General features: G+C 64.2%; 20 protein-coding genes. 13 read left to right on the top strand and 7 right to left on the bottom strand.

The window, feature by feature from the left end; all coding sequences use genetic code 11:
- Positions 1–13 precede the first annotated feature (13 nt).
- Positions 14–565, top strand: coding sequence for a hypothetical protein (locus PQR02_RS25565; RefSeq protein WP_408237703.1), 552 nt, complete (start codon positions 14–16; stop codon positions 563–565).
- A 170-nt stretch (positions 566–735) separates the two neighbouring features.
- On the opposite strand, the gene PQR02_RS25560 is transcribed toward PQR02_RS25565, so the two are convergent.
- The 5 genes from PQR02_RS25560 to ilvN all read right to left on the bottom strand — a co-directional run bounded on the left by PQR02_RS25560 (position 736) and on the right by ilvN (position 5960).
- The gene (locus PQR02_RS25560) at positions 736–2283 is read right to left on the bottom strand and encodes a 2-isopropylmalate synthase (RefSeq protein ID WP_408237700.1); all 1548 of its coding nucleotides are present in this window, start codon (positions 2281–2283) and stop codon (positions 736–738) included.
- Positions 2284–2660: 377 nt separating this feature from the next.
- Positions 2661–3530 (bottom strand): CDP-diacylglycerol--serine O-phosphatidyltransferase, encoded by an 870-nt coding sequence (pssA, locus tag PQR02_RS25555; RefSeq protein WP_408237697.1) that lies wholly within the window; start codon positions 3528–3530, stop codon positions 2661–2663.
- Positions 3531–3553: 23 nt separating this feature from the next.
- A complete protein-coding gene (locus PQR02_RS25550) occupies positions 3554–4192 on the bottom strand; it encodes a phosphatidylserine decarboxylase (protein ID WP_408237694.1) in 639 nt (212 codons plus the stop codon).
- A 129-nt stretch (positions 4193–4321) separates the two neighbouring features.
- Positions 4322–5338, bottom strand: a complete 1017-nt coding sequence (gene ilvC, locus PQR02_RS25545) for a ketol-acid reductoisomerase (protein WP_149673740.1) — start codon at positions 5336–5338, stop codon at positions 4322–4324.
- 130 nt (positions 5339–5468) lie between these two features.
- Positions 5469–5960 carry an acetolactate synthase small subunit gene (ilvN, locus tag PQR02_RS25540; RefSeq protein ID WP_042327505.1) on the bottom strand — a complete coding sequence of 164 codons (492 nt, stop codon included), beginning with the start codon at positions 5958–5960 and terminating at the stop codon, positions 5469–5471.
- Here ilvN and PQR02_RS25535 point away from each other — a divergent pair.
- Positions 5959–6093 (top strand): hypothetical protein, encoded by a 135-nt coding sequence (locus PQR02_RS25535; RefSeq protein WP_408237689.1) that lies wholly within the window; start codon positions 5959–5961, stop codon positions 6091–6093. The genes ilvN and PQR02_RS25535 overlap by 2 nt on opposite strands.
- On the opposite strand, the gene PQR02_RS25530 is transcribed toward PQR02_RS25535, so the two are convergent.
- On the bottom strand, positions 6071–7834 hold the full coding sequence (locus PQR02_RS25530) for an acetolactate synthase 3 catalytic subunit (RefSeq protein ID WP_408237686.1): 1764 nt from the start codon (positions 7832–7834) through the stop codon (positions 6071–6073). The two genes, PQR02_RS25535 and PQR02_RS25530, sit on opposite strands and share 23 nt — an antisense overlap.
- Before the next feature lie 363 nt (positions 7835–8197).
- On the opposite strand from PQR02_RS25530, the gene PQR02_RS25525 reads away from it, so the two are divergent.
- The 11 genes from PQR02_RS25525 (at position 8198) to PQR02_RS25475 (ending at position 18112) form a co-directional block, all read left to right on the top strand.
- Positions 8198–8761: an RNA polymerase sigma factor gene (locus tag PQR02_RS25525; protein ID WP_408237683.1), complete on the top strand. Its 564-nt coding sequence runs from the start codon at positions 8198–8200 to the stop codon at positions 8759–8761.
- The gene (locus PQR02_RS25520; protein WP_408237680.1) at positions 8758–9180 is read left to right on the top strand and encodes a DUF3619 family protein; all 423 of its coding nucleotides are present in this window, start codon (positions 8758–8760) and stop codon (positions 9178–9180) included. Before PQR02_RS25525 ends, PQR02_RS25520 begins: the two co-directional genes overlap by 4 nt.
- A gap of 16 nt (positions 9181–9196) precedes the next feature.
- Positions 9197–9955 carry a DUF3106 domain-containing protein gene (locus PQR02_RS25515; RefSeq protein ID WP_408237677.1) on the top strand — a complete coding sequence of 253 codons (759 nt, stop codon included), beginning with the start codon at positions 9197–9199 and terminating at the stop codon, positions 9953–9955.
- A gap of 12 nt (positions 9956–9967) precedes the next feature.
- The gene (locus tag PQR02_RS25510; protein ID WP_408237674.1) at positions 9968–10489 is read left to right on the top strand and encodes an RDD family protein; all 522 of its coding nucleotides are present in this window, start codon (positions 9968–9970) and stop codon (positions 10487–10489) included.
- 191 nt (positions 10490–10680) lie between these two features.
- Entirely contained in the window at positions 10681–11622 is a 942-nt protein-coding gene (locus tag PQR02_RS25505) for a UDP-2,3-diacylglucosamine diphosphatase (RefSeq protein ID WP_408237671.1), read from the top strand.
- Between the two features lie 46 nt (positions 11623–11668).
- Positions 11669–12700: a glycosyltransferase family 4 protein gene (locus PQR02_RS25500; RefSeq protein WP_408237668.1), complete on the top strand. Its 1032-nt coding sequence runs from the start codon at positions 11669–11671 to the stop codon at positions 12698–12700.
- A gap of 20 nt (positions 12701–12720) precedes the next feature.
- The gene (locus PQR02_RS25495) at positions 12721–13353 is read left to right on the top strand and encodes a diacylglycerol kinase (RefSeq protein WP_408237665.1); all 633 of its coding nucleotides are present in this window, start codon (positions 12721–12723) and stop codon (positions 13351–13353) included.
- Positions 13354–13609: 256 nt separating this feature from the next.
- A complete protein-coding gene (locus tag PQR02_RS25490; RefSeq protein ID WP_408237662.1) occupies positions 13610–14335 on the top strand; it encodes a TetR/AcrR family transcriptional regulator in 726 nt (241 codons plus the stop codon).
- Between the two features lie 2 nt (positions 14336–14337).
- A complete protein-coding gene (locus PQR02_RS25485; protein WP_408237659.1) occupies positions 14338–14922 on the top strand; it encodes an LOG family protein in 585 nt (194 codons plus the stop codon).
- 137 nt (positions 14923–15059) lie between these two features.
- Positions 15060–15806 carry an SDR family oxidoreductase gene (locus tag PQR02_RS25480; RefSeq protein WP_408237656.1) on the top strand — a complete coding sequence of 249 codons (747 nt, stop codon included), beginning with the start codon at positions 15060–15062 and terminating at the stop codon, positions 15804–15806.
- Between the two features lie 257 nt (positions 15807–16063).
- The gene (locus tag PQR02_RS25475) at positions 16064–18112 is read left to right on the top strand and encodes an ArnT family glycosyltransferase (protein WP_408237653.1); all 2049 of its coding nucleotides are present in this window, start codon (positions 16064–16066) and stop codon (positions 18110–18112) included.
- 37 nt (positions 18113–18149) lie between these two features.
- Here PQR02_RS25475 and PQR02_RS25470 read toward each other — a convergent pair whose 3' ends face one another.
- Positions 18150–18797, bottom strand: a complete 648-nt coding sequence (locus PQR02_RS25470; RefSeq protein WP_408237650.1) for a DUF924 family protein — start codon at positions 18795–18797, stop codon at positions 18150–18152.
- Between the last annotated feature and the right edge of the window lie 443 nt (positions 18798–19240).

The raw sequence follows: 19240 nt of genomic DNA, 5'->3' as shown, positions 1-19240 counted from the left end.
ATCGGAGGAACACATGTCGAACTCCCGTCACTCCACGGCGGCCTCGATCGGAACACCAGTCGCCGCACGTCTGCGTCGCGCGGCGCTGGCCTGCCTGAGCGCGCTGGCGCTGGCCGGCTGCGTGCAGCCCTGGCAGCAATACACCCAGGGCGCGGACGAATCGACCATCATCGCGCGCCTCGGGCCGCCGCGCGAAAGCTACGACCTGCCTGACGGCGGCAAGCGGCTGATGTGGCCGACCCAGCCGATGGGCGAAACCACCACCGCCGCCGACATCGACGCGGCCGGCAAGATCGTCAATGTGCGCCAGGTGCTGCAACCCAACGAATTCTATCGGGCCGAAATCGGCAAATGGACGAGGAGCGACGTGCTGGTGAACTTCGGCCGCCCGGTCGAAACCTCGTACTTCCCGCTGATGAAGCGCGAGGTCTGGACCTATCGATACCTGGAAGACAACGTCTGGTACATGCTGTACAGCTTCTACTTCGACGAACAGGGGATCGTACGTCTCACGCAGAAAACGCCTGACCCGTTGCACGATCCGGATCGTCGCTCGTTGTTCTGAGCGGCCGCCCGAGCGCGATGCGCGACGCGCGAGGCTGATGAACTCATCGCGTGCGCGCGAAACACGGCGCAGCAAAACAAAAGCCCCGTACCTGCAACGGCACGGGGCTTTTTCAATTTCAGTTCCGGAAAACGCTCACGCGGTCACGCCAGCGGCGCACCGCGTCCACCTCACTCCGAGCGCTGCGGATTGAGCTTGTCCGCATTCGAATACAGCTTGTTGAGCGCAGAGATATACGCCTTAGCGGAAGCCGCGACGATATCCGGATCGGTGCCCACGCCATTGACGATGCGTCCGCTCTTCGACAACCGCACGGTCACCTCGCCTTGCGCCTGCGTGCCGGTGGTGATCGCGTTGACCGAATACAGCAACAGTTCGGAACCGCTGCCCACTTCGGTTTCGATCGCGTTGAGCGTGGCGTCGACCGGGCCGTTGCCGCGCGCTTCGCCGGTGATCTCCTTGCCCTCCACCGAGAACACGACCTTCGCGTGCGGCTGCTCGCCGGTCTCCGAATGCTGCGACAGCGCCACGAACTTGTAGTGCTCGCGCTCCTGCGCTTCAGCCGATTCCTCAGTAACGATCGCGATGATGTCCTCGTCGAAGATTTCGGACTTGCGGTCGGCCAGTTCCTTGAAACGCGCGAACGCGGTGTTCAGTTCCGCTTCGCTGTCGAGCGCGATGCCGAGTTCCTGCAAGCGCTGCTTGAACGCATTGCGGCCCGACAACTTGCCGAGCACGATCTTGTTCGCGCTCCAGCCCACGTCTTCGGCGCGCATGATTTCGTAGGTATCGCGCGCCTTCAGCACGCCGTCCTGGTGGATGCCGGACGCGTGTGCAAACGCGTTCGCGCCGACCACCGCCTTATTCGGCTGCACGACGAAACCGGTGATCTGCGACACCAGCTTCGACGCCGGCACGATCTGCGTCGTATCGAGACCCAGCTCGAGGCCGAAGTAATCCTTGCGGGTCTTCACCGCCATCACGATTTCTTCGAGCGACGTGTTGCCGGCGCGCTCGCCGAGGCCGTTGATCGTGCACTCGACCTGGCGCGCGCCGCCGAGCTTCACGCCGGCCAGCGAGTTCGCCACCGCCATGCCGAGGTCGTTGTGGCAATGCACCGAGAACACCGCCTTGTGCGAGTTCGGAATGCGTTCGCGCAGCGTCTTCACGAGCTGGCCATACAGTTCCGGCACGCCGTAGCCGACCGTGTCCGCGATGTTGATGGTGGTCGCGCCCTCGGCGATCACTGCTTCCAGCACGCGGCACAAGAAGTCCATGTCCGAGCGGCTGCCGTCTTCCGGCGAGAACTCGACGTCGTCGGTGAACTTGCGCGCGAAACGCACCGCCAGCTTCGCCTGCTCGAACACCTGGTCCGGCGTCATGCGCAGCTTCTTTTCCATGTGCAGCGGCGAAGTCGCGATGAACGTGTGGATGCGGAAGCGCTCGGCCGGCTTGAGCGCGTCGGCCGCGCGCTGGATGTCCTTGTCGTTCGCGCGGGCCAGCGAGCAGATCGTGCTGTCCTTGATCAGGCCTGCGATCGTGTGAATCGAATCGAAGTCGCCGTTCGAGCTCGCCGCGAAGCCGGCTTCGATCACGTCCACCTTCATCCGTTCGAGTTGCTTCGCGATACGGATTTTTTCCTCTTTCGTCATCGACGCGCCGGGCGATTGCTCGCCGTCACGCAACGTGGTGTCGAATATGATCAGTTTGTCGGACATGTCGGGTCTCCTGGGGAGTCGTTCGGATGTGGGGATCGGATAGTGGAGTTCGGGTGTTTGCGCCACCGCTGACGACGCTCAACCGCAGACGAGGTAGGCGGCCCAAGGCAAAAACCGCTAGCGGCGATCAGCGCGGCGGCCGCGCCAGTGTCAGCACCAGCACGCCGGCCGGTGCGCCGGCTTGTTGAGACTCGCATGGCGGCTCAAAAGCGCACGTGAACACAGTCATCCGACGACTATAGCGGCATTCCCGCCGCCACGCAATTAGCGTCAGACCTGCCTCTGAAGCACCGTCCGGCGGGTTCGTCAAAAGAAAAAACGGCAGCCTGAAGGATGCCGTTTTTGCAAGTCACCACCCCGATAGCCGACGCAGCCTGCTACCTGTCGTGCACCACCGAACGGGCCGGATTCGCCCTGCCCCGCACCGCCTGATAGCCCCAGAACACATAACCGGACAGACCGTACAGCACGAACAGGCCGAACAGCATCAGCGGCGGATCGGACGACACCAGCACGAACGCGACCACCACCAGCAGGATCACGCCGAACGGCACGCGATGCCGCACGTCGAGCGCCTTGCCGCTGTAGAACGGCGCATTCGACACCATCGTCACGCCGGCGTAGATGGTCAGCACGAATGCAACCCACGGCAGCCAGACCAGCTTCAGCGGCACGCGGTTGTCGGTGGCGAGCCATACGAAACCGGCGATCAGCGCCGCCGCGGCCGGGCTCGGCATGCCCTGGAAGAAGCGTTTGTCGACCACGCCGATGTTGGTGTTGAAGCGCGCGAGCCGCAACGCCGCGCCCGAGCAGTAGACGAACGCCGCGAGCCAGCCCCAGCGGCCGAGGTCTTTCAGAATCCACTCGTACATCACGAGCGCGGGCGCGACGCCGAACGACACCATGTCCGACAGGCTGTCGAACTGTTCGCCGAACGCGCTTTGCGTATGCGTCATACGCGCGACGCGGCCGTCCATGCCGTCGAGCACCATCGCCACGAAGATCGCGATGGCCGCGATCTCGAAGCGCACGTTCATCGCCTGCACGACGGCGAAAAAGCCGCAGAACAGCGCCGCCGTGGTAAATGCGTTCGGCAGCAGATAAATGCCGCGCTTTCTCAGGAACTGCTGACGCTGCGCGCGCCGGCTCTCGACGACCGGCGACTCCGCCGCCATCGGCTTGTTGCGGCGAAACGGCCGCGGCAGCGGTCCGCTGTTACGGGGTCGACGCGGTTTGAATGCGGCCATTCGGAAACCTCCTGTGTGCCGCTTTAGAGTTCAGCGAGGATCGTGGACGACGCGGACACCTTTTCGCCGATCGACACACGCGGACGGCTGCCCACCGGCAGATACACGTCGACGCGCGAGCCGAAACGGATGAACCCGTAACGCTGGCCACGGGTCAGCGGCTCGCCAGTACGCACGTAGCAAAGAATGCGCCGCGCGATCAGCCCGGCGATCTGCACCGAGGTCACCGTCTGGCCGCCGGCCATTTCGATCACCACCGCATTTCGCTCGTTTTCGAGCGACGCTTTGTCCACCGCGGCATTCAGATATGCGCCCGGGAAGTATTCGACCTTGGAGATCGCGCCATCCACCGGCGAACGCTGCGAGTGGACGTTGAAGACGTTCATGAACACGCTGATCTTCAGCGCTTCACGGTTCGCGTACGGATCATGCGCGGTTTCGACCGCGACGATGCGCCCGTCGGCCGGACACAGCACGGCGTTGACCTGGGTGGGAATCGGGCGGGCCGGATCGCGGAAGAACTGCACGATGAAAATCAGGATCAGCCAGAACAGCCATGCAATGCCGAACCCCGCGAAGGCGTGAACCAGTAATGCAACGACGGCCGCGATGGCGATGAACGGCCAGCCTTCTCGCGCGATGATCGGATGAGGGTAATTCATGGATGGCTTCTGTTTTTTGTAAAACCGTAGGATAGCAAAAGCCGCCCAGGGTTCAGCACCCTTGGACGGCTTTTTGATTTGTCCGGTCCACGCGGGAACGCGCCTGACCGGACCAGAGCAGCAATTCGCTTAGTTCTTCGACTGGTCGACCAGCTTGTTCTTCGCGATCCACGGCATCATCGCGCGCAGCTTCGAACCGACCTGTTCGATCTGATGCTCGGCCGTCAGACGGCGGCGCGATTGCAGCGTCGGTGCGCCGGCCTTGTTCTCGATGATGAAGCTCTTCGCGTACTCGCCCGTCTGGATGTCGGTCAGCACGGCCTTCATCGCCTTCTTCGTTTCAGCCGTCACGATGCGCGGGCCCGTCACGTACTCGCCGTATTCGGCGTTGTTCGAGATCGAGTAGTTCATGTTCGCGATGCCGCCTTCGTAGATCAGGTCGACGATCAGCTTCAGTTCGTGCAGGCATTCGAAGTACGCCATTTCCGGCGCGTAGCCCGCTTCCACCAGCGTTTCGAAGCCGGCCTTGATCAGGTCGACCGTACCGCCGCACAGCACGGCTTGTTCGCCGAATAGGTCAGTTTCCGTTTCTTCGCGGAAGTTGGTTTCGATGATGCCGGCACGGCCGCCGCCGTTCGCCGCAGCGTACGACAGCGCGATGTCACGTGCTGCGCCCGACTTGTCCTGTGCGACCGCGATCAGGTGCGGCACGCCGCCACCTTGCGAGTAGGTGCCGCGAACCGTGTGGCCCGGCGCCTTCGGCGCGATCATGATGACGTCGAGGTCGGCACGCGGAATCACTTGACCGTAGTGAACGTTGAAGCCGTGCGCGAATGCCAGCGCCGCGCCTTGCTTGATGTTCGCGTGCACTTCTTTCGCGTACACGTCGGCGATCTGCTCGTCCGGCAGCAGCATCATGACGACGTCCGCGCCCTTGACGGCTTCCGCCACTTCCTTGACTTGCAGGCCGGCGTTCTCAGCCTTGCTCCACGATGCGCCGCCCTTGCGCAGACCGACCGTGATCTTCACGCCGCTTTCGCTCAGGTTCAGCGCGTGCGCATGGCCTTGCGAGCCATAGCCGATGATGGTGACCTGCTTGCCCTTGATGAGGGAGAGATCGGCGTCCTTGTCGTAGAAAACTTTCATGTCGGTTCCTTGGCTAGATTCGATGAATCAGTGAAATTCAATTACTGCGAATAGTGTGTTGCTGGCCGGGCTCGTCAGGCACGCCCGGCGGTTCGATCGAGACGTCAAATCACGGCTGAAGCGCCGCGCATCAGACCTTCAGAATGCGCTCGCCGCGACCGATGCCCGAGCTGCCCGTGCGGACCGTTTCGAGAATCGCCGTGGAGTCGAGCCCTTCGATGAAGGCGTCGAGCTTGTCGGCCGCCCCCGTCAGTTCGATCGTGTAGGTCTTTTCGGTGACGTCGATGATGCGGCCGCGGAAAATATCCGACATCCGCTTCATCTCCTCACGTTCCTTGCCGACCGCCCTCACCTTGATCAACATCAGCTCGCGCTCGATGTGGGCGCCCTCGGTAAGGTCGACCACTTTCACCACCTCGATCAGGCGGTTCAGATGCTTCGTGATCTGTTCGATCACGTCGTCCGAGCCAATGGAGACGATGGTCATGCGCGACAGCGAACGGTCTTCGGTCGGTGCCACCGTCAAGGTTTCAATGTTGTAGCCGCGTGCCGAGAAGAGACCAACCACGCGCGATAACGCGCCCGGTTCGTTTTCCAGCAGGACGGAAATGATGTGTCTCATGATTCGCTTCTTCCAGATGTTTGTCGATGTCTGCGAGCAGTGCGGCGCCGCTTCGTCCGCCCGCGCCTTTTTTGAAGGCGTGCATGACGAAGCCGGCTGCCGGGCCGTCGTTATAGATCTTCCGAACCCATGAGCATTTCGGTGATGCCCTTGCCGGCCTGAACCATCGGCCAGACGTTTTCGGTCGGATCGGTCTGGAAATCGAGAAACACCGTGCGATCTTTCAGGCGCAGCGCTTCCTTGAGCGCCGGCTCGACATCGGCCGTGCGTTCGATACGCATGCCCACGTGGCCGTATGCTTCAGCGAGCTTCACGAAGTCCGGCAGCGCATCCATGTACGAATGCGAATAGCGCTTGCTGTATTCGATCTGCTGCCACTGGCGCACCATGCCCAGATAGCGGTTGTTCAGCGAAATGATCTTCACAGGCGTGTCGTACTGCTTGCAGGTCGACAGCTCCTGGATGCACATCTGGATCGAGCCTTCGCCGGTGATGCAGAGCACGTCGTCGTCCGGGTGAGCCATCTTTACGCCCATCGCCGCCGGCAGGCCGAAGCCCATCGTGCCCAGACCGCCGGAGTTGATCCAGCGGCGCGGCTTGTTGAAGCGATAGAACTGCGCCGCCCACATCTGGTGCTGGCCGACGTCGGAACACACGAAGGCATTGCCGTCGGTCAGCTCCCACGCCTTTTCCACCACGTACTGCGGCTTGATGATGTCGCTCTTGCGGTCGAACTTCAGGCAGTCTTTCGCGCGCCAGGCTTCGATGTCCTTCCACCAGTCGGCGAGCGCCGCGGTGTCCGGGCCATGCTCGGCCGTCTGCAACTGCTCGATCAGTTCTTTCAGCACTTCCTTCACGTCGCCGACGATCGGAATGTCGACCTTGACGCGCTTGGAAATGGAAGAAGGATCGATGTCGATATGGATGATCTTGCGCGGACGCGACGCGAAGTGCGTCGGGTCGCCGATCACGCGGTCGTCGAAGCGCGCGCCGATCGCGATCAGCACGTCGCAGTGCTGCATCGCCATGTTGGCTTCGTACGTGCCGTGCATGCCGAGCATGCCGAGGAATTTCTTGTCGCTCGCGCGGTAGCCGCCCAGGCCCATCAACGTGTTGGTGATCGGGTAGCCGAGCAGGTCGGCGAACTGGTTCAGCTCACGCGACGCATCCGCGAGAATGATGCCGCCGCCGGTGTAGATGTACGGGCGCTTGGCCGACAGCAGCAGCGACACCGCCTTGCGGATCTGGCCGGAGTGGCCCTTCGTAACCGGGTTGTACGAGCGCAGCGAAACGCTTTTGATCGGTTCGTACTGGCAAGGCGCTTTCGACACGTCTTTCGGAATGTCGATCAGCACCGGGCCGGGACGGCCGGTACGGGCGATATAGAAGGCCTTCTTGACGGTGGCGGCGAGATCGCGCACGTCCTTCACGAGGAAGTTGTGCTTCACGCAGGGACGCGTGATGCCGACCGTGTCGCACTCCTGGAACGCATCCTGGCCGATCGCGGCAGTCGGCACCTGGCCGCTGATCACGACCATCGGGATCGAATCCATGTAGGCGGTGGCGATGCCGGTCACCGCATTGGTGACGCCGGGGCCGGAGGTCACGAGGCACACACCGACCTTGCCGGTGGAACGCGCATACGCGTCGGCGGCGTGGACCGCGGCCTGCTCGTGGCGCACGAGAACGTGCTGGAATTTGTCCTGCTTGTACAGCTCGTCGTAAATGTAGAGTACCGAGCCGCCGGGATAGCCCCAGATGAACTCGACGTCTTCGTCGGCCAGTGCCTTCATGAGCACGGTGGCGCCGATAGAGTCGGCTTCCTGATGGGGGGTCGTATCCGACGTGGAGAATTCCGCGCTGGGCATATTCATCTATTCACCTTTCGAATTTTCGGCAAAAAATTGATCGGGTGCTCTCTGCCGGGCTTGTGGCTCGGGTTCAAGCGGCGCGTCCAGTTGACAGGTGAGCTTCTTGGGCCACACCTCAATTGAGACAAGTCACTTATGTTGCGAACCAGCGAAGATATCTGCTGCCGCGCATGCGGTCAAGCAAATATTGCCTTGGCGCCCTGCCCCTCATCCCGATATTGACCGCAATCGCCCCGAATCCTGTTATGTGGATGCCAGGTAGGCCACGTTTCCCCCCAGGTCGCGCAAAAGTTTGTTAGCATCCGCGAGTTTTACGACATTTTTCGACCGATTACGCGCACGCTCGCTGCGCCGACCCCCAAACGGATGGCATCAGACAAGGAACTCGCCGATTTTCTGGCGGGCGTCGAAAGGCGCGCATTCAAGCAGACGGTCTACGCCGTGCGGGACGACGACGCCTCGCTCGACATCGTGCAGGACGCGATGATCAAGCTCGCCGAAAAATACGGCGACCGTCCGGCGGCCGAATTGCCGTTGCTGTTTCAGCGTATTCTGCAGAATGCGATGCACGACTATTTCCGTCGTGCCAAAGTACGCAACACGTGGGTGAGTCTGTTTTCGTCGCTGGGCAATGCCGACGACGACGAATTCGATCCGCTGGAAACATTCGAGGCCCAGCAAGGCTCGGCCGGCTCCGAGAGCAACGAGCAGAAACTCGAGCGCGAACAGGTCTTGCAGTCGATCGACGACGAGATCCAAAAATTACCGGCACGTCAACGGGAGGCGTTTCTCATGCGTTATTGGGAAGATATGGATGTCGCCGAGACTGCCGCCGCGATGGGCTGCTCCGAGGGCAGTGTGAAAACGCACTGCTCGCGAGCCACGCACACGCTGGCGCAAGCGCTCAAGGCCAAAGGAATCACGCGATGAGCTCCCTCGAAACAAATGAACTCGAGTTCGCGCGCCAGGTGCGGCGCGCGCTCGACGAAAACGCCGCCCGCATTCCGGCCGCCACTGTCGATCGACTCGCCGCGGCGCGCCGTGCCGCGCTCGCCCGCAAGAAGCCCGAAACCGTCAGCGCGCCCGCGTTCGTGCCCGCTTTCGTCGGCATGCCGGGCGGTCTGCCGCAAGTCGAAATCCCGAATCGTCGCCGTTCGCCGCTACGCCGCTTCGCGCTCGCGTGGCCGCTCGCCGCGCTGGTCGTGAGCCTGGTCGGCATTGCGTACTGGGAGGACCAGCAACGCACCGCCGAACTCGCCGATATCGATGCCGCCATGCTTAGCGACGACCTGCCGCTCAATGCCTATCTCGACCACGGTTTCAACGCGTACCTTTCACGCGCCCATTGAGCGGGAGATTTTTCGGGTGAGTTACAAGCGCGGCCTGGCCGTTGTTTTCGGATGCGCGATCGCGGCCCTCGTGTCGTTCGCCGCGACGTATCCGCGCTTTCATCCGAGCCCGTCGTCGCCCACCGGCGCGCCCGCGCCCGGCGGCAACGCGACCGCGAAGGCGCCCGCGCAAACGCTCGCCGTCGAATTGCCCGGCCTGCCCGGCAGCAACAGCCCGATGGCCTGGTCGCGCCTGAGCGCAGCCGAGCATGTCGCGCTCGCGCCGTTCGCGGCCGAGTGGGATTCGTTCAGCGACGAACGCAAGCGCAAGTGGATCAAGATCGCATCGCGCTACCCCAAAATGTCGCCCGACGCCCAAAAGCGCCTGCATGAGCGCATGAGCGAATGGGTGCGCATGACGCCCGATCAGCGGCGCGTCGCCCGCGAAAACTACCAGGTGTCGAAGGAATTGCCGCGCGAGGCCCGTCAGAACGCGTGGAAGGCCTATCAGCAACTGCCCGAGGAACAGAAGGAGCGGCTGGCAGCCAGCGAGCGCAAGCGGCGGCCGAGCGTCGTCAGCGCGCCGCCTCTCGCGCACAAGGAAATCAAGGGAATTGACCGCCTCGTCAACGCGCGCGAGCACGGCGCAAGCGATGTGGCGGCCGCGAGCGCCGCGGCGCCGGCGTTGCCGAGTCCGGCGGCCACGCCGGCCATTCCGGCCCCGGGCAGTTTCGTGCCCGCCACGCCGTTGCCGGTGTCGCCGGCCGAAGCACCGTCGATCTTCAACGGCTCCTGACCGGCGTCCACCGTGTCCCAGCCGCTCGCCACCTCCACCTTGCCCGCTGGCGTGCCCGGCGCAGCCCCCACTGTTCGCCGGCGGCTCGCCGCGCTGCTCTACGAAGCGCTGATCCTGTTCGGCGTGGTGTTCATCGCCGGCTATCTATTCAGCACGCTGACGCAGCAACGCGACGGACTGACTCATCACAACCTGCTCGCCGCATGGACCGGCCTCGTGGTCGGCCTGTACTTCGTGTGGTTCTGGACCCACGGCGGCCAGACCCTGCCGATGAAAACCTGGCGCCTGCGAGTCGTCACGGCCGACGGCTCGCCGCTCTCCGCCGGCCGGGCGATCGCCCGTTACGTGCTCGCGTGGCTGTGGTTCCTGCCGCCGCTCGCGCTGCATCCGCTACTCGGACTGCGCTTGCCGCAGACGCTGACGATCGCCGGCATCTGGTTCGTGCTGTGGACCGCGACCGGCCTCTTTGGCGCGCAGCGTCGATTTCTGCACGACCGGCTCGCGGGCACGCGCGTGATCTCTATGGCGCGCTGAGCGTCCCGCGCCGGGCATGCCTGTCATCACCATCAGTTAGCAGCCCGCATCATCCCGGCCGCTGCACGGCCCGCTTCGACCGCTCCCCGGTCCGCGCCTGCCCCCCGCAGTAATAAGAACTTCTCATGACTGTCATGGCCCCGTCACGCGCGCCCGGCCCAATACGGGCACCGCAACTCGACGCGTGAGCCATGGACCACAAAACGTCCGCGACTTCCCTGTTCCGCCAGACCGGCCCGAGCGTCGACCCCGTCGCGTTCCGCCCGGACCCGAGCCCGCCTCACCACGGCCTGCCGCTGCCCGTGACGCCGCCACGCGACGACCATGCCGCCCATCCCGAAGACGAGCACGCCGACCCGCACCGCTACCGCACCATCTGGCTGTCCGACATCCATTTAGGCTCGAGCGGCTGCCAGGCGCCCTATCTCCTGGACTTCCTGCGCCACAACGAGTCGGAGTACCTGTACCTCGTCGGCGACATCATCGACGGCTGGCAGTTGAAGAAAGGCTGGTACTGGCCGCAGGCGCACAACGACGTCGTGCAGAAAGTGCTGCGCAAGGCGCGCAAGGGCACCCAGGTGATCTACGTGCCCGGCAATCACGACGAAGCCGCGCGCCAGTTCTGCGACCTCGCGTTCGGCGACATCCACGTGCGCGGCGAAGCGTTTCACACCACGCTCGCCGGCAAGCGTCTGTGGATCGTCCACGGCGATCTGTTCGACGGCGTGATCCAGCACGCCAAGTGGCTCGCCTATCTCGGCGACACGCTCTACACGATGATCCTGGTCCTGAATCGCTGGTTCAACCGCATCCGCAGCAAGCTTGGCTTTCCGTACTGGTCGCTATCGCAGTACCTGAAGCACCAGGTGAAGAACGCGGTGAACTTCATCTCGTCGTTCGAGAGCGTGATGACCGACGAAGCGCGCCGCCGCGGCTGCGACGGCGTGGTCTGCGGACACATTCACAAAGCCGAGTTGCGCGACATCGACGGCGTGCTGTATTGCAACGATGGCGACTGGGTCGAGAGTCTGTCGGCACTCGTCGAGACCTATGAAGGCGAACTCAAGGTGATCTACTGGACCGCGCTGCGCGCTCCGCAGGTCGGCACGCAGAAGGCCCGGGCGACCGCGTAGCGTAGTCCTCCTAACTTCCATTGCACCCGAACCGAGGAACAAGCCGATGAAGATCATGATCGTCACCGACGCATGGGAGCCGCAGGTCAATGGCGTCGTGCGCACGCTGAACAACACCACGCGCGAACTCGCCGCGCTCGGTCATCGCGTCGATCTGCTCACCCCGCTCGAATTCAAAACGATCCCCTGTCCGACCTATCCGGAGATTCGCCTGTCGCTGCTGCCGCGCCGCAAGCTGCGCGAGCGCATCGCCGCGTTCGCGCCCGACGCGCTGCACATCGCCACCGAAGGGCCGCTCGGGATGGCCGCACGCGCTCATGCGTTGCGCCACAAGCTGCCGTTCACGACCGCTTATCACACGCGCTTCCCGGAATACGTGCAGGCGCGCTTCGGCATTCCGCTCGCCGCGACCTACAGGTTCCTGCACTGGTTTCACAAGCCGTCGCTGGCCGTGATGGCGCCCACGCCGGTGGTCAAGCAGGACCTCGAAAAATTCGGCTTCACGAATGTCGTGCTGTGGACCCGCGGCGTCGATCTGGAGATCTTTCACCAGATGGATTCGAAGGTGCTCGACACGGCGCGGCCCATCTTCCTGTACGTCGGACGCGTGGCGGTCGAGAAGAACGTCGAGGCATTTTTGCAGCTCGATCTGCCGGGCTCGAAGTGGGTCGCCGGCGAAGGCCCGGCGCTCGCCGAACTGAGGTCGCGTTATCCGCAAGCAAATTATCTGGGCGTGCTCACGCAAGCGGAGCTGGCAAAGGTGTATGCGGCGGCCGACGTGTTCGTGTTTCCGAGCCGCACCGATACCTTCGGCCTCGTGCTGCTCGAAGCGCTCGCGTGCGGCACGCCGGTGGCGGCGTATCCCGTCACGGGTCCGATCGACGTGCTGGGCGACGGCGGCGCGGGTGCGATGCATGAAGATCTGCGCGAGGCCTGCCTGGAAGCGCTGAAGATCGATCGCAATCACGCGCGCGCGTGGGCGGAACGCTTCTCGTGGGCGGCCGCGTCCGCGCAGTTCGCCGCGCATCTGAAGCCGCTGCCGCACGCGTCGTATCGCGAGGAAAGCGCCGCCGCCTGACGCGGCGCGCGAAGGCCCCCATGCGACCCAGCCAATCCACGCAATCTGCTGCGAGGCGCGCGTCGAACGGCGCACTGCGCGCGATCGAGGCCGAGCACGATCACGCCGCTGCCGATCCGTTCGACGACGTCGGCGAACCCGCCGTACCGAATCAGGCGGAGCATGCGTACGGTATGAACGGCCGCGACGCCGCGGACCGCGCCGACGACGCACCGCACGAACCGCTCAGTCCCGACGATCCGCTCGCGCCGCTGCCCTTCAATCCATACAAGGGCAATCGCGGACTCACGCGCGCATGGCACGCGATGAAAAACTCGCTCGCCGGGTTTCGCGTCGCGATTCGCGAGGAAAGCGCGTTTCGTCAGGAACTCACGCTCGCCGCCATCCTGATTCCGTGCGGGCTGCTGGTGCCGGTCGAGCCGGTGTCGCGCGTGCTGCTGCTCGGCTCGGTGCTGCTGGTGCTGATCGTCGAGTTGCTGAATTCAAGCGTGGAAGCGGCGATCGACCGGATTTCGCTCGAACGCCACGAACTGTCGCGCCGCGCGAAGGACCTCGGCAGCGCGGCCGTGATGGTCGCGCTCGGCATGTGCGTGATGACTTGGGGGCTGATCGTCGGACCGCTCGTCGCGCGTTGGCTCAGCGCGGTGTTCTGACGCCCTCGTCGCGCGCGGCTCGTCCCGAAGCATGAAAACGCTCAGGATCCGCTTGGTATAAGAACGGTCGGTTTATAATCGTTCGACAGTCTCACAGGAAAGCCCCGGGCCGCCCCGTGATTTCCTGGCCTTTCGGGGGACCTGCCGCGCAGCGCCAGGTCTTGGGGCGCTCGAACATACCAACCGCATCCGGGTGGAACACGCAGCAGCGGCACTCCGCCGCGCGCTCAGCCCGGCATAACCAGGGCCGGACGACATGGAAGCCAAACCTCCCCGCCGCACGCGCGAACGGATTCTCGAACTGTCGTTGAAGCTGTTCAACGAAATCGGCGAGCCGAACGTCACGACGACGACGATTGCCGAGGAAATGGAAATCAGTCCAGGCAATCTGTACTACCACTTCCGCAACAAAGACGACATCATCAACAGCATCTTCAGCCAGTTCGAGCAGGAGATCGAAAAGCGTCTGCGTTTCCCCGACGACCATCGCGCGACCATCGACGAAATGTGGTCGTATCTGCAATACATGGTCGACTTCACGTGGCGCTACCGTTTCCTGTATCGCGACCTGAACGACCTGCTCGCGCGCAACCGCACGCTCGAAACGCACTTCAAGCAGATCATCAGCCACAAAGTGCGCTTTGCGAGCCAGTTCTGCGAGCAGCTCGTCGCGGACGGCGAAATGGTCGCCACGCCGCAGGAGATGCAGGTGATCGCCACCAACGTCGGCGTGATCGGCACGTACTGGCTGTCGTATCAGTTCGTGATGAATCCGCGCAAATACAACGAGCAGGAAGCGATCCGCGCGGAGCTGCATCAGGTGAGCGTGCAGATCGTGTCGCTGATGGCGCCTTATCTGCGCGGCCGCTCGCGGCAGATTTTCGACGACCTCGTGTCCGGCAAGCTGCCCAAGCGCGAGTTCTACGACTACCTGCCGCCGAAGGAAGGCGCGGCACCTCGCAACGAATCGAAGGACGTTTGAGCATGAAGTCGGTGTGTGTGTACTGCGGCTCCGCGAACGGAGCCAAACCGCTGTATGCGGACGCCGCGCGCGCCTTCGGCCGCGCGCTGGTGCAAGCCGGTCTCGCGCTGGTCTACGGCGGCGGCAAGGTCGGGCTGATGGGCGTGATCGCCGACACGGTGATGGCCGAAGGCGGCCGCGCGATCGGCGTGATTCCCGAACTGCTGGTCAACAAGGAAGTCGGCCACAACGGGCTGACCGAGTTGCACGTGGTGCCCGACATGCATCAGCGCAAGAAGATGATGGCCGACCTGTCCGACGCGTTCGTCGCGATGCCGGGCGGCGTGGGCACGCTCGAGGAGCTGTTCGAAGTCTACACGTGGGCGCAACTCGGCTACCATGGCAAGCCGGTGGCGGTGCTCAATATCGACGGCTTTTACGACCCGTTGATCAGCATGCTGCGGCACACGGTGGACGAAGGCTTCATGCGTGAGACCTATTTCGACATCCTGCAAGTGGATGCCGATCCCGTCGCGCTGATCGACAAGCTGCAACGCTATCAGCCGCCCGTTAGCGACAAGTGGGCGATCAAACGCGACTCGGTCTGACGCGACCCGGTCTGACGCGACTCGCTCGACGGTGCCGCAGCTTTAAGCGCCCGCCCTGATTTCCCCCGGCGCCGCCTTCAGGCGCCTGCAACACCGGCCGCGCTTCGCACGGCCCTCACCCGAACGATGAGGTGGCGATGACGAAAGCCGTTCTGATCACTGGTGGCAGCCGCGGCATCGGCCGTGCGACCGCGCGTCTGCTCGCCGCTCGGGGCTGGTCCGTCGGCGTGAACTACGCGCGCAATCTGGCCGCCGCCCAGGACACCGTCGCCGAAGTCGAGCACGCCGGCGGCCGTGCGTTGGCGATCATAGGCGACGTCGCCAACGAAGCCGATGTGATCGCGATGTTCGACGCGCTTCACCAGAAGTTCGGCCGGCTCGATGCGCTCGTCAACAACGCCGGGATCGTCGCGCCGTCGAGCCAACTCGCCGACATGGACCTCGCGCGTCTGAAGCGGATGTTCGACGTCAACGTGCTCGGCGCGTATCTGTGCGCGCGCGAAGCCGCGCGGCGCATGTCGACAGATCGCGGCGGTGCGGGCGGCGCGATCGTCAACGTTTCGTCGGCGGCGTCGCGCCTCGGCTCGCCGAACGAATACGTCGACTACGCCGGCTCGAAAGGCGCCGTCGATACGATGACGCTCGGCCTCGCCAAAGAACTCGGCCCGCAAGGCGTGCGCGTGAACGCGGTGCGCCCCGGCCTGATCGATACCGAGATCCACGCGAGCGGCGGCAAGCCCGAGCGGGCCGCGCAGCTTGGCGCGACCACGCCGCTCGGCCGCCCCGGCAGCGCCGGCGAAGTGGCTGAATCGATCGTCTGGTTGCTGAGCGACGCCGCGTCCTACGTGACGGGCGCGCTACTCGACGTTTCCGGCGGACGCTGAGTCACGCCGTTTGCAAGGCGCGGCCCACGGCCGCCCCTTTGCCCCGCGGCTCCCATCCTCTGCACGACGAATTCCCGTCGATTTGACGATGAATGCGTACGTTCGCCCATGTAGCGCCAACACTTTCGGACTTTTCTGTAATCGCCCGTAATTATTGGGGACTACAATCGCCTCCGATCGCGTGCAATCGCAAGCGACGCATTGCCATTACATCAGGACGCAGCCCATGCCGCCGCGTGCGGCGACCAGAGATTTTCATGCAAGAAAGACCAGCCGCGCCCTGGCGCGCGGGACATGTCGCATCGACGGTATCCGCGCCCGCCGTTACCGCAAGCAACGTTCAAGAGCCTCCACATTCGGTCCCGCGCGGCGCTGCGCTGCCCGGCTCGGTGCATGGCCCGCTTCACAACTCGCTTGAGCGCCCGCTGCACACCACCGACGCCGCGCGCGCGGCCGGGCACAGCGCGCAGACAGCCGAAGCGAAAGCCTTCCCGGAAGCTGCCGCTCCCGCCGACGCAAGCGATCGCGCCACCCGCGGCATCCGCCACTGGCGCGCGCTCGCCGCCGTTGGTCCGCTGCGGTGGCTCGTCGCGCTGGCGATTCTGTGCGCGTGGCTGCTGCCTGGCATCTTGGGCCATGAGCCGTGGAAGCAGGACGAGACCTACACGTTCGGCATCGTCCAGCACATGCTCGATACCGGCGATCTGGTCGTGCCCACCAACGCCGGCCAACCGTTCGTCGAAAAGCCGCCGATCTACGACTGGGTCGCCACCGGCCTCGCCTGGATGTTCGGCCGCTATCTGCCGCTGCACGATGCGGCGCGTCTCGCGAGCGCGCTGTTCGCCGGACTGACGGTCTACTACACGGCACGCGTCGCGCGCCGCGCGGCCGCCGCGTCGAGCTGGTTCGACCTGCGTGTGATCGGCACGCTGGCGCTGTTCGCCGGCACGCTTGTCGTCGTCAAGCACGTGCACGACATGATGACCGATGTCGCCCTGATGGCCGGCGCAGCGCTAGGCTTCTGCGGCCTCTTCGAGCTGGTGCTGGTGCATCTGCGCGACGACGCGCGTGAGCAACCGGTCGACGCGCGCGCGCGGCGCCACGCGATCCTCAGCGGCGCGGCGATGTTCGGCGCGGGGGTCGGCGTGACGCTGCTGGCCAAGGGTCTGTTCGTGCCGCTCGTGTTCGCCGCGACCACCGTCGCGATACTCGCGCTGTACTCCGCTTGCCGCAACCGCAGCTTTGCCGGCGCGCTCGGCGTGGCCGCGCTGGTGTGCGCGCCGTTCGCGCTGATCTGGCCGATCTGCTTCTACCTGCGCTCGGAAGCGCTCTTCAAGGTCTGGCTGTGGGACAACAACGTCGGGCGCTTCTTCGGTTTTTCGGTGGCCGAACTCGGCTCTGAAAACGAGAGCCACCTGTTCGTGCTGCGCACGGTGCTCAGCGTCGGCTTCCCGGTGGTGCCGCTGGCGCTAGCCGCGCTCGCCGGCGGCGCATGGCGGCGCTGGCGCGATCCGCGCGTGGCATTGCCGGCGATCTTCGCGGGCACCGGCTTCGCCGTGCTGCAGAGTTCGGCGACCGTGCGCGAGCTGTACATCCTGCCGTTCATCGCGCCACTTGCGTTGCTGGCGATGCAGGGTGTGGAAACGCTGCCCCGTCGTCTGCATGTGAGCTGGGACATCGCGAGCCGCGTGCTGTTCGGCAGCGCGGCGGTACTCGCGTGGATCATCTGGTCGATCATGAGCAGCCCGGCGGCCACGCATGCGCCGTTGCACCTGTTCGGCCGCTGGTTGCCGCTCGATTGGGTGTTGCCGGTCAAACCGATGCTGATCGCCGCCGCCCTGCTAATGACGGTCGGCTGGCTATGGCTGCTGCCGCTCTTCAGGCACAGCGGCAAGTGGCGCGGCGTGCTGAGCTGGTGCGCGGGCGCGACGCTCGCGTGGGGGCTGGTCAGCACGTTGCTGCTGCCATGGCTCGACTATGCGAAGAGCTACCGCTCGGTATTCGAAGAACTGGCCGCGAAGATGGATATCGAGTGGAACGACGGCGATTGCATGGCGAGTGCCGGGCTGGGCGAATCCGAAGCGCCGATGCTCTACTACTACACCGGCATCGAGCATCAGCCAACCGCGGACACGCGCAACACCGCGTGCACGTGGCTGATCGAGGAAAGCCGTCGCGACAATGGGCGCGCACCGCAGGGCGAATGGCGCCTGTTCTGGTCGGGCGCGCGTCCGGGGGATACGGATGAACTGCTGCGGGTGTTCCTGCGTACGCCCGCTACCCCTCCGGCAGCGCGCCGCAATTAGCCCGGGACCGCCCGCGCACCGCCTTCTCTTCGGCTGCCTAGAACGACGAACCGGGTTTGCGCAGAAACGCGGTTTCCTCAGCACTCGACGCGCGCCCAAGCACCGCGTTGCGATGTGGAAAGCGCCCGAAGCGCTCGATGATCTGCGCGTGTCGCACCGCGAACCGGTAGTAAGACTCTCCGCCCGGTTCCGCTTGCAGCTGCTTGGAAAGCCGCAGCGACTCGCGCTGGCTGGCGAGCGTTTCATCGTGTTCGAACGGCAGATAGGCAAAGGCGCGGTGATGCGCGCTCGGCAGCAGCCGGTCGGCGCCGCTTGCGATCATCCGTTGCGCGACAAGCAATGCCTTCTGATCGGCGGCAAACGCGCGCGGCGTGTTGCGATGGCAATTGCGCGAAAACTGATCCAGCACGATGATGAGCGCCAGCGCGCCAAGCGGAGTGGCCTGCCAGTCGTCGAGGGCGGCGCTGCCCGTCGTGTCGTTGGCCGCATCGATCAGCATACCGAAGCGCTCGCGCAGCATCGCGTCGAACGCTTCGTCTCGGGAAAACCAGCGCTTGTGTTCCTCGCCGAAGGCGGCCGAGTCCGGCGCGCCGAACCAGCAGTCCAGCACCTCGCGCACCTGCGGCGCGAGCGCGGCATAGTCCGCCAGCATTGAGTACGGTGCGCCGAGCGACTCGTCAGCCATTGCGGTTGCGCATCCATCAGTTCTGAACACTACTTACAATTAGCAAATGCTAACCCTATGGATTCAAAAGACAATCTTCAACTAACAAACTCCATCGTAGTACTTGCGACGTTTTTTGTCGGTCCGACTTCATCTATCTTCTGATCTATAGGGGACGAGGGGAACTAGCGTCCCAAGAACTATCATAATGCCAAACTATTCCTGAGCGGCCAGTTACCGATGGCGGCCATCTGCGGTCATAGACCCATGCATTCGCGCGGACATTCGAACGTCGGCTGCGCTCAAGTACCCGTCATTGACGTGTCGAAGTGATCCGGCAAGTCGTCGGCCATTGCTATCATTCGACTATCGGCGTTGGTCAGGCGGCTATGGGTCGCTTTCCTGTCATTCGCAAGTCGGCGAACGCGAATGACCGGTCTCACCGCAAGCGGATGCGTACTTGC

The organism is Paraburkholderia sediminicola, from assembly GCF_046026895.1.
Lineage (GTDB): Bacteria > Pseudomonadota > Gammaproteobacteria > Burkholderiales > Burkholderiaceae > Paraburkholderia > Paraburkholderia sediminicola_C.
Note: the sequence above shows the minus strand (reverse complement) of the source record. Positions and strands in the feature narration are given on the sequence as shown.

Excerpts from the sequence above, each read along its gene's own strand:
- PQR02_RS25565 (WP_408237703.1), top strand. The coding sequence starts at position 14 with ATGTCGAACTCCCGTCACTCCACGGCGGCCTCGATCGGAACACCAGTC.
- PQR02_RS25560 (WP_408237700.1), bottom strand. The coding sequence starts at position 2,283 with ATGTCCGACAAACTGATCATATTCGACACCACGTTGCGTGACGGCGAG.
- pssA (WP_408237697.1), bottom strand. The coding sequence starts at position 3,530 with ATGGCCGCATTCAAACCGCGTCGACCCCGTAACAGCGGACCGCTGCCG.
- PQR02_RS25550 (WP_408237694.1), bottom strand. The coding sequence starts at position 4,192 with ATGAATTACCCTCATCCGATCATCGCGCGAGAAGGCTGGCCGTTCATC.
- ilvC (WP_149673740.1), bottom strand. The coding sequence starts at position 5,338 with ATGAAAGTTTTCTACGACAAGGACGCCGATCTCTCCCTCATCAAGGGC.
- PQR02_RS25535 (WP_408237689.1), top strand. The coding sequence starts at position 5,959 with ATGATTCGCTTCTTCCAGATGTTTGTCGATGTCTGCGAGCAGTGCGGC.
- ilvN (WP_042327505.1), bottom strand. The coding sequence starts at position 5,960 with ATGAGACACATCATTTCCGTCCTGCTGGAAAACGAACCGGGCGCGTTA.
- PQR02_RS25530 (WP_408237686.1), bottom strand. The coding sequence starts at position 7,834 with ATGAATATGCCCAGCGCGGAATTCTCCACGTCGGATACGACCCCCCAT.
- PQR02_RS25525 (WP_408237683.1), top strand. The coding sequence starts at position 8,198 with ATGGCATCAGACAAGGAACTCGCCGATTTTCTGGCGGGCGTCGAAAGG.
- PQR02_RS25520 (WP_408237680.1), top strand. The coding sequence starts at position 8,758 with ATGAGCTCCCTCGAAACAAATGAACTCGAGTTCGCGCGCCAGGTGCGG.
- PQR02_RS25505 (WP_408237671.1), top strand. The coding sequence starts at position 10,681 with ATGGACCACAAAACGTCCGCGACTTCCCTGTTCCGCCAGACCGGCCCG.
- PQR02_RS25500 (WP_408237668.1), top strand. The coding sequence starts at position 11,669 with ATGAAGATCATGATCGTCACCGACGCATGGGAGCCGCAGGTCAATGGC.
- PQR02_RS25495 (WP_408237665.1), top strand. The coding sequence starts at position 12,721 with ATGCGACCCAGCCAATCCACGCAATCTGCTGCGAGGCGCGCGTCGAAC.
- PQR02_RS25490 (WP_408237662.1), top strand. The coding sequence starts at position 13,610 with ATGGAAGCCAAACCTCCCCGCCGCACGCGCGAACGGATTCTCGAACTG.
- PQR02_RS25485 (WP_408237659.1), top strand. The coding sequence starts at position 14,338 with ATGAAGTCGGTGTGTGTGTACTGCGGCTCCGCGAACGGAGCCAAACCG.
- PQR02_RS25480 (WP_408237656.1), top strand. The coding sequence starts at position 15,060 with ATGACGAAAGCCGTTCTGATCACTGGTGGCAGCCGCGGCATCGGCCGT.
- PQR02_RS25475 (WP_408237653.1), top strand. The coding sequence starts at position 16,064 with ATGCAAGAAAGACCAGCCGCGCCCTGGCGCGCGGGACATGTCGCATCG.
- PQR02_RS25470 (WP_408237650.1), bottom strand. The coding sequence starts at position 18,797 with ATGGCTGACGAGTCGCTCGGCGCACCGTACTCAATGCTGGCGGACTAT.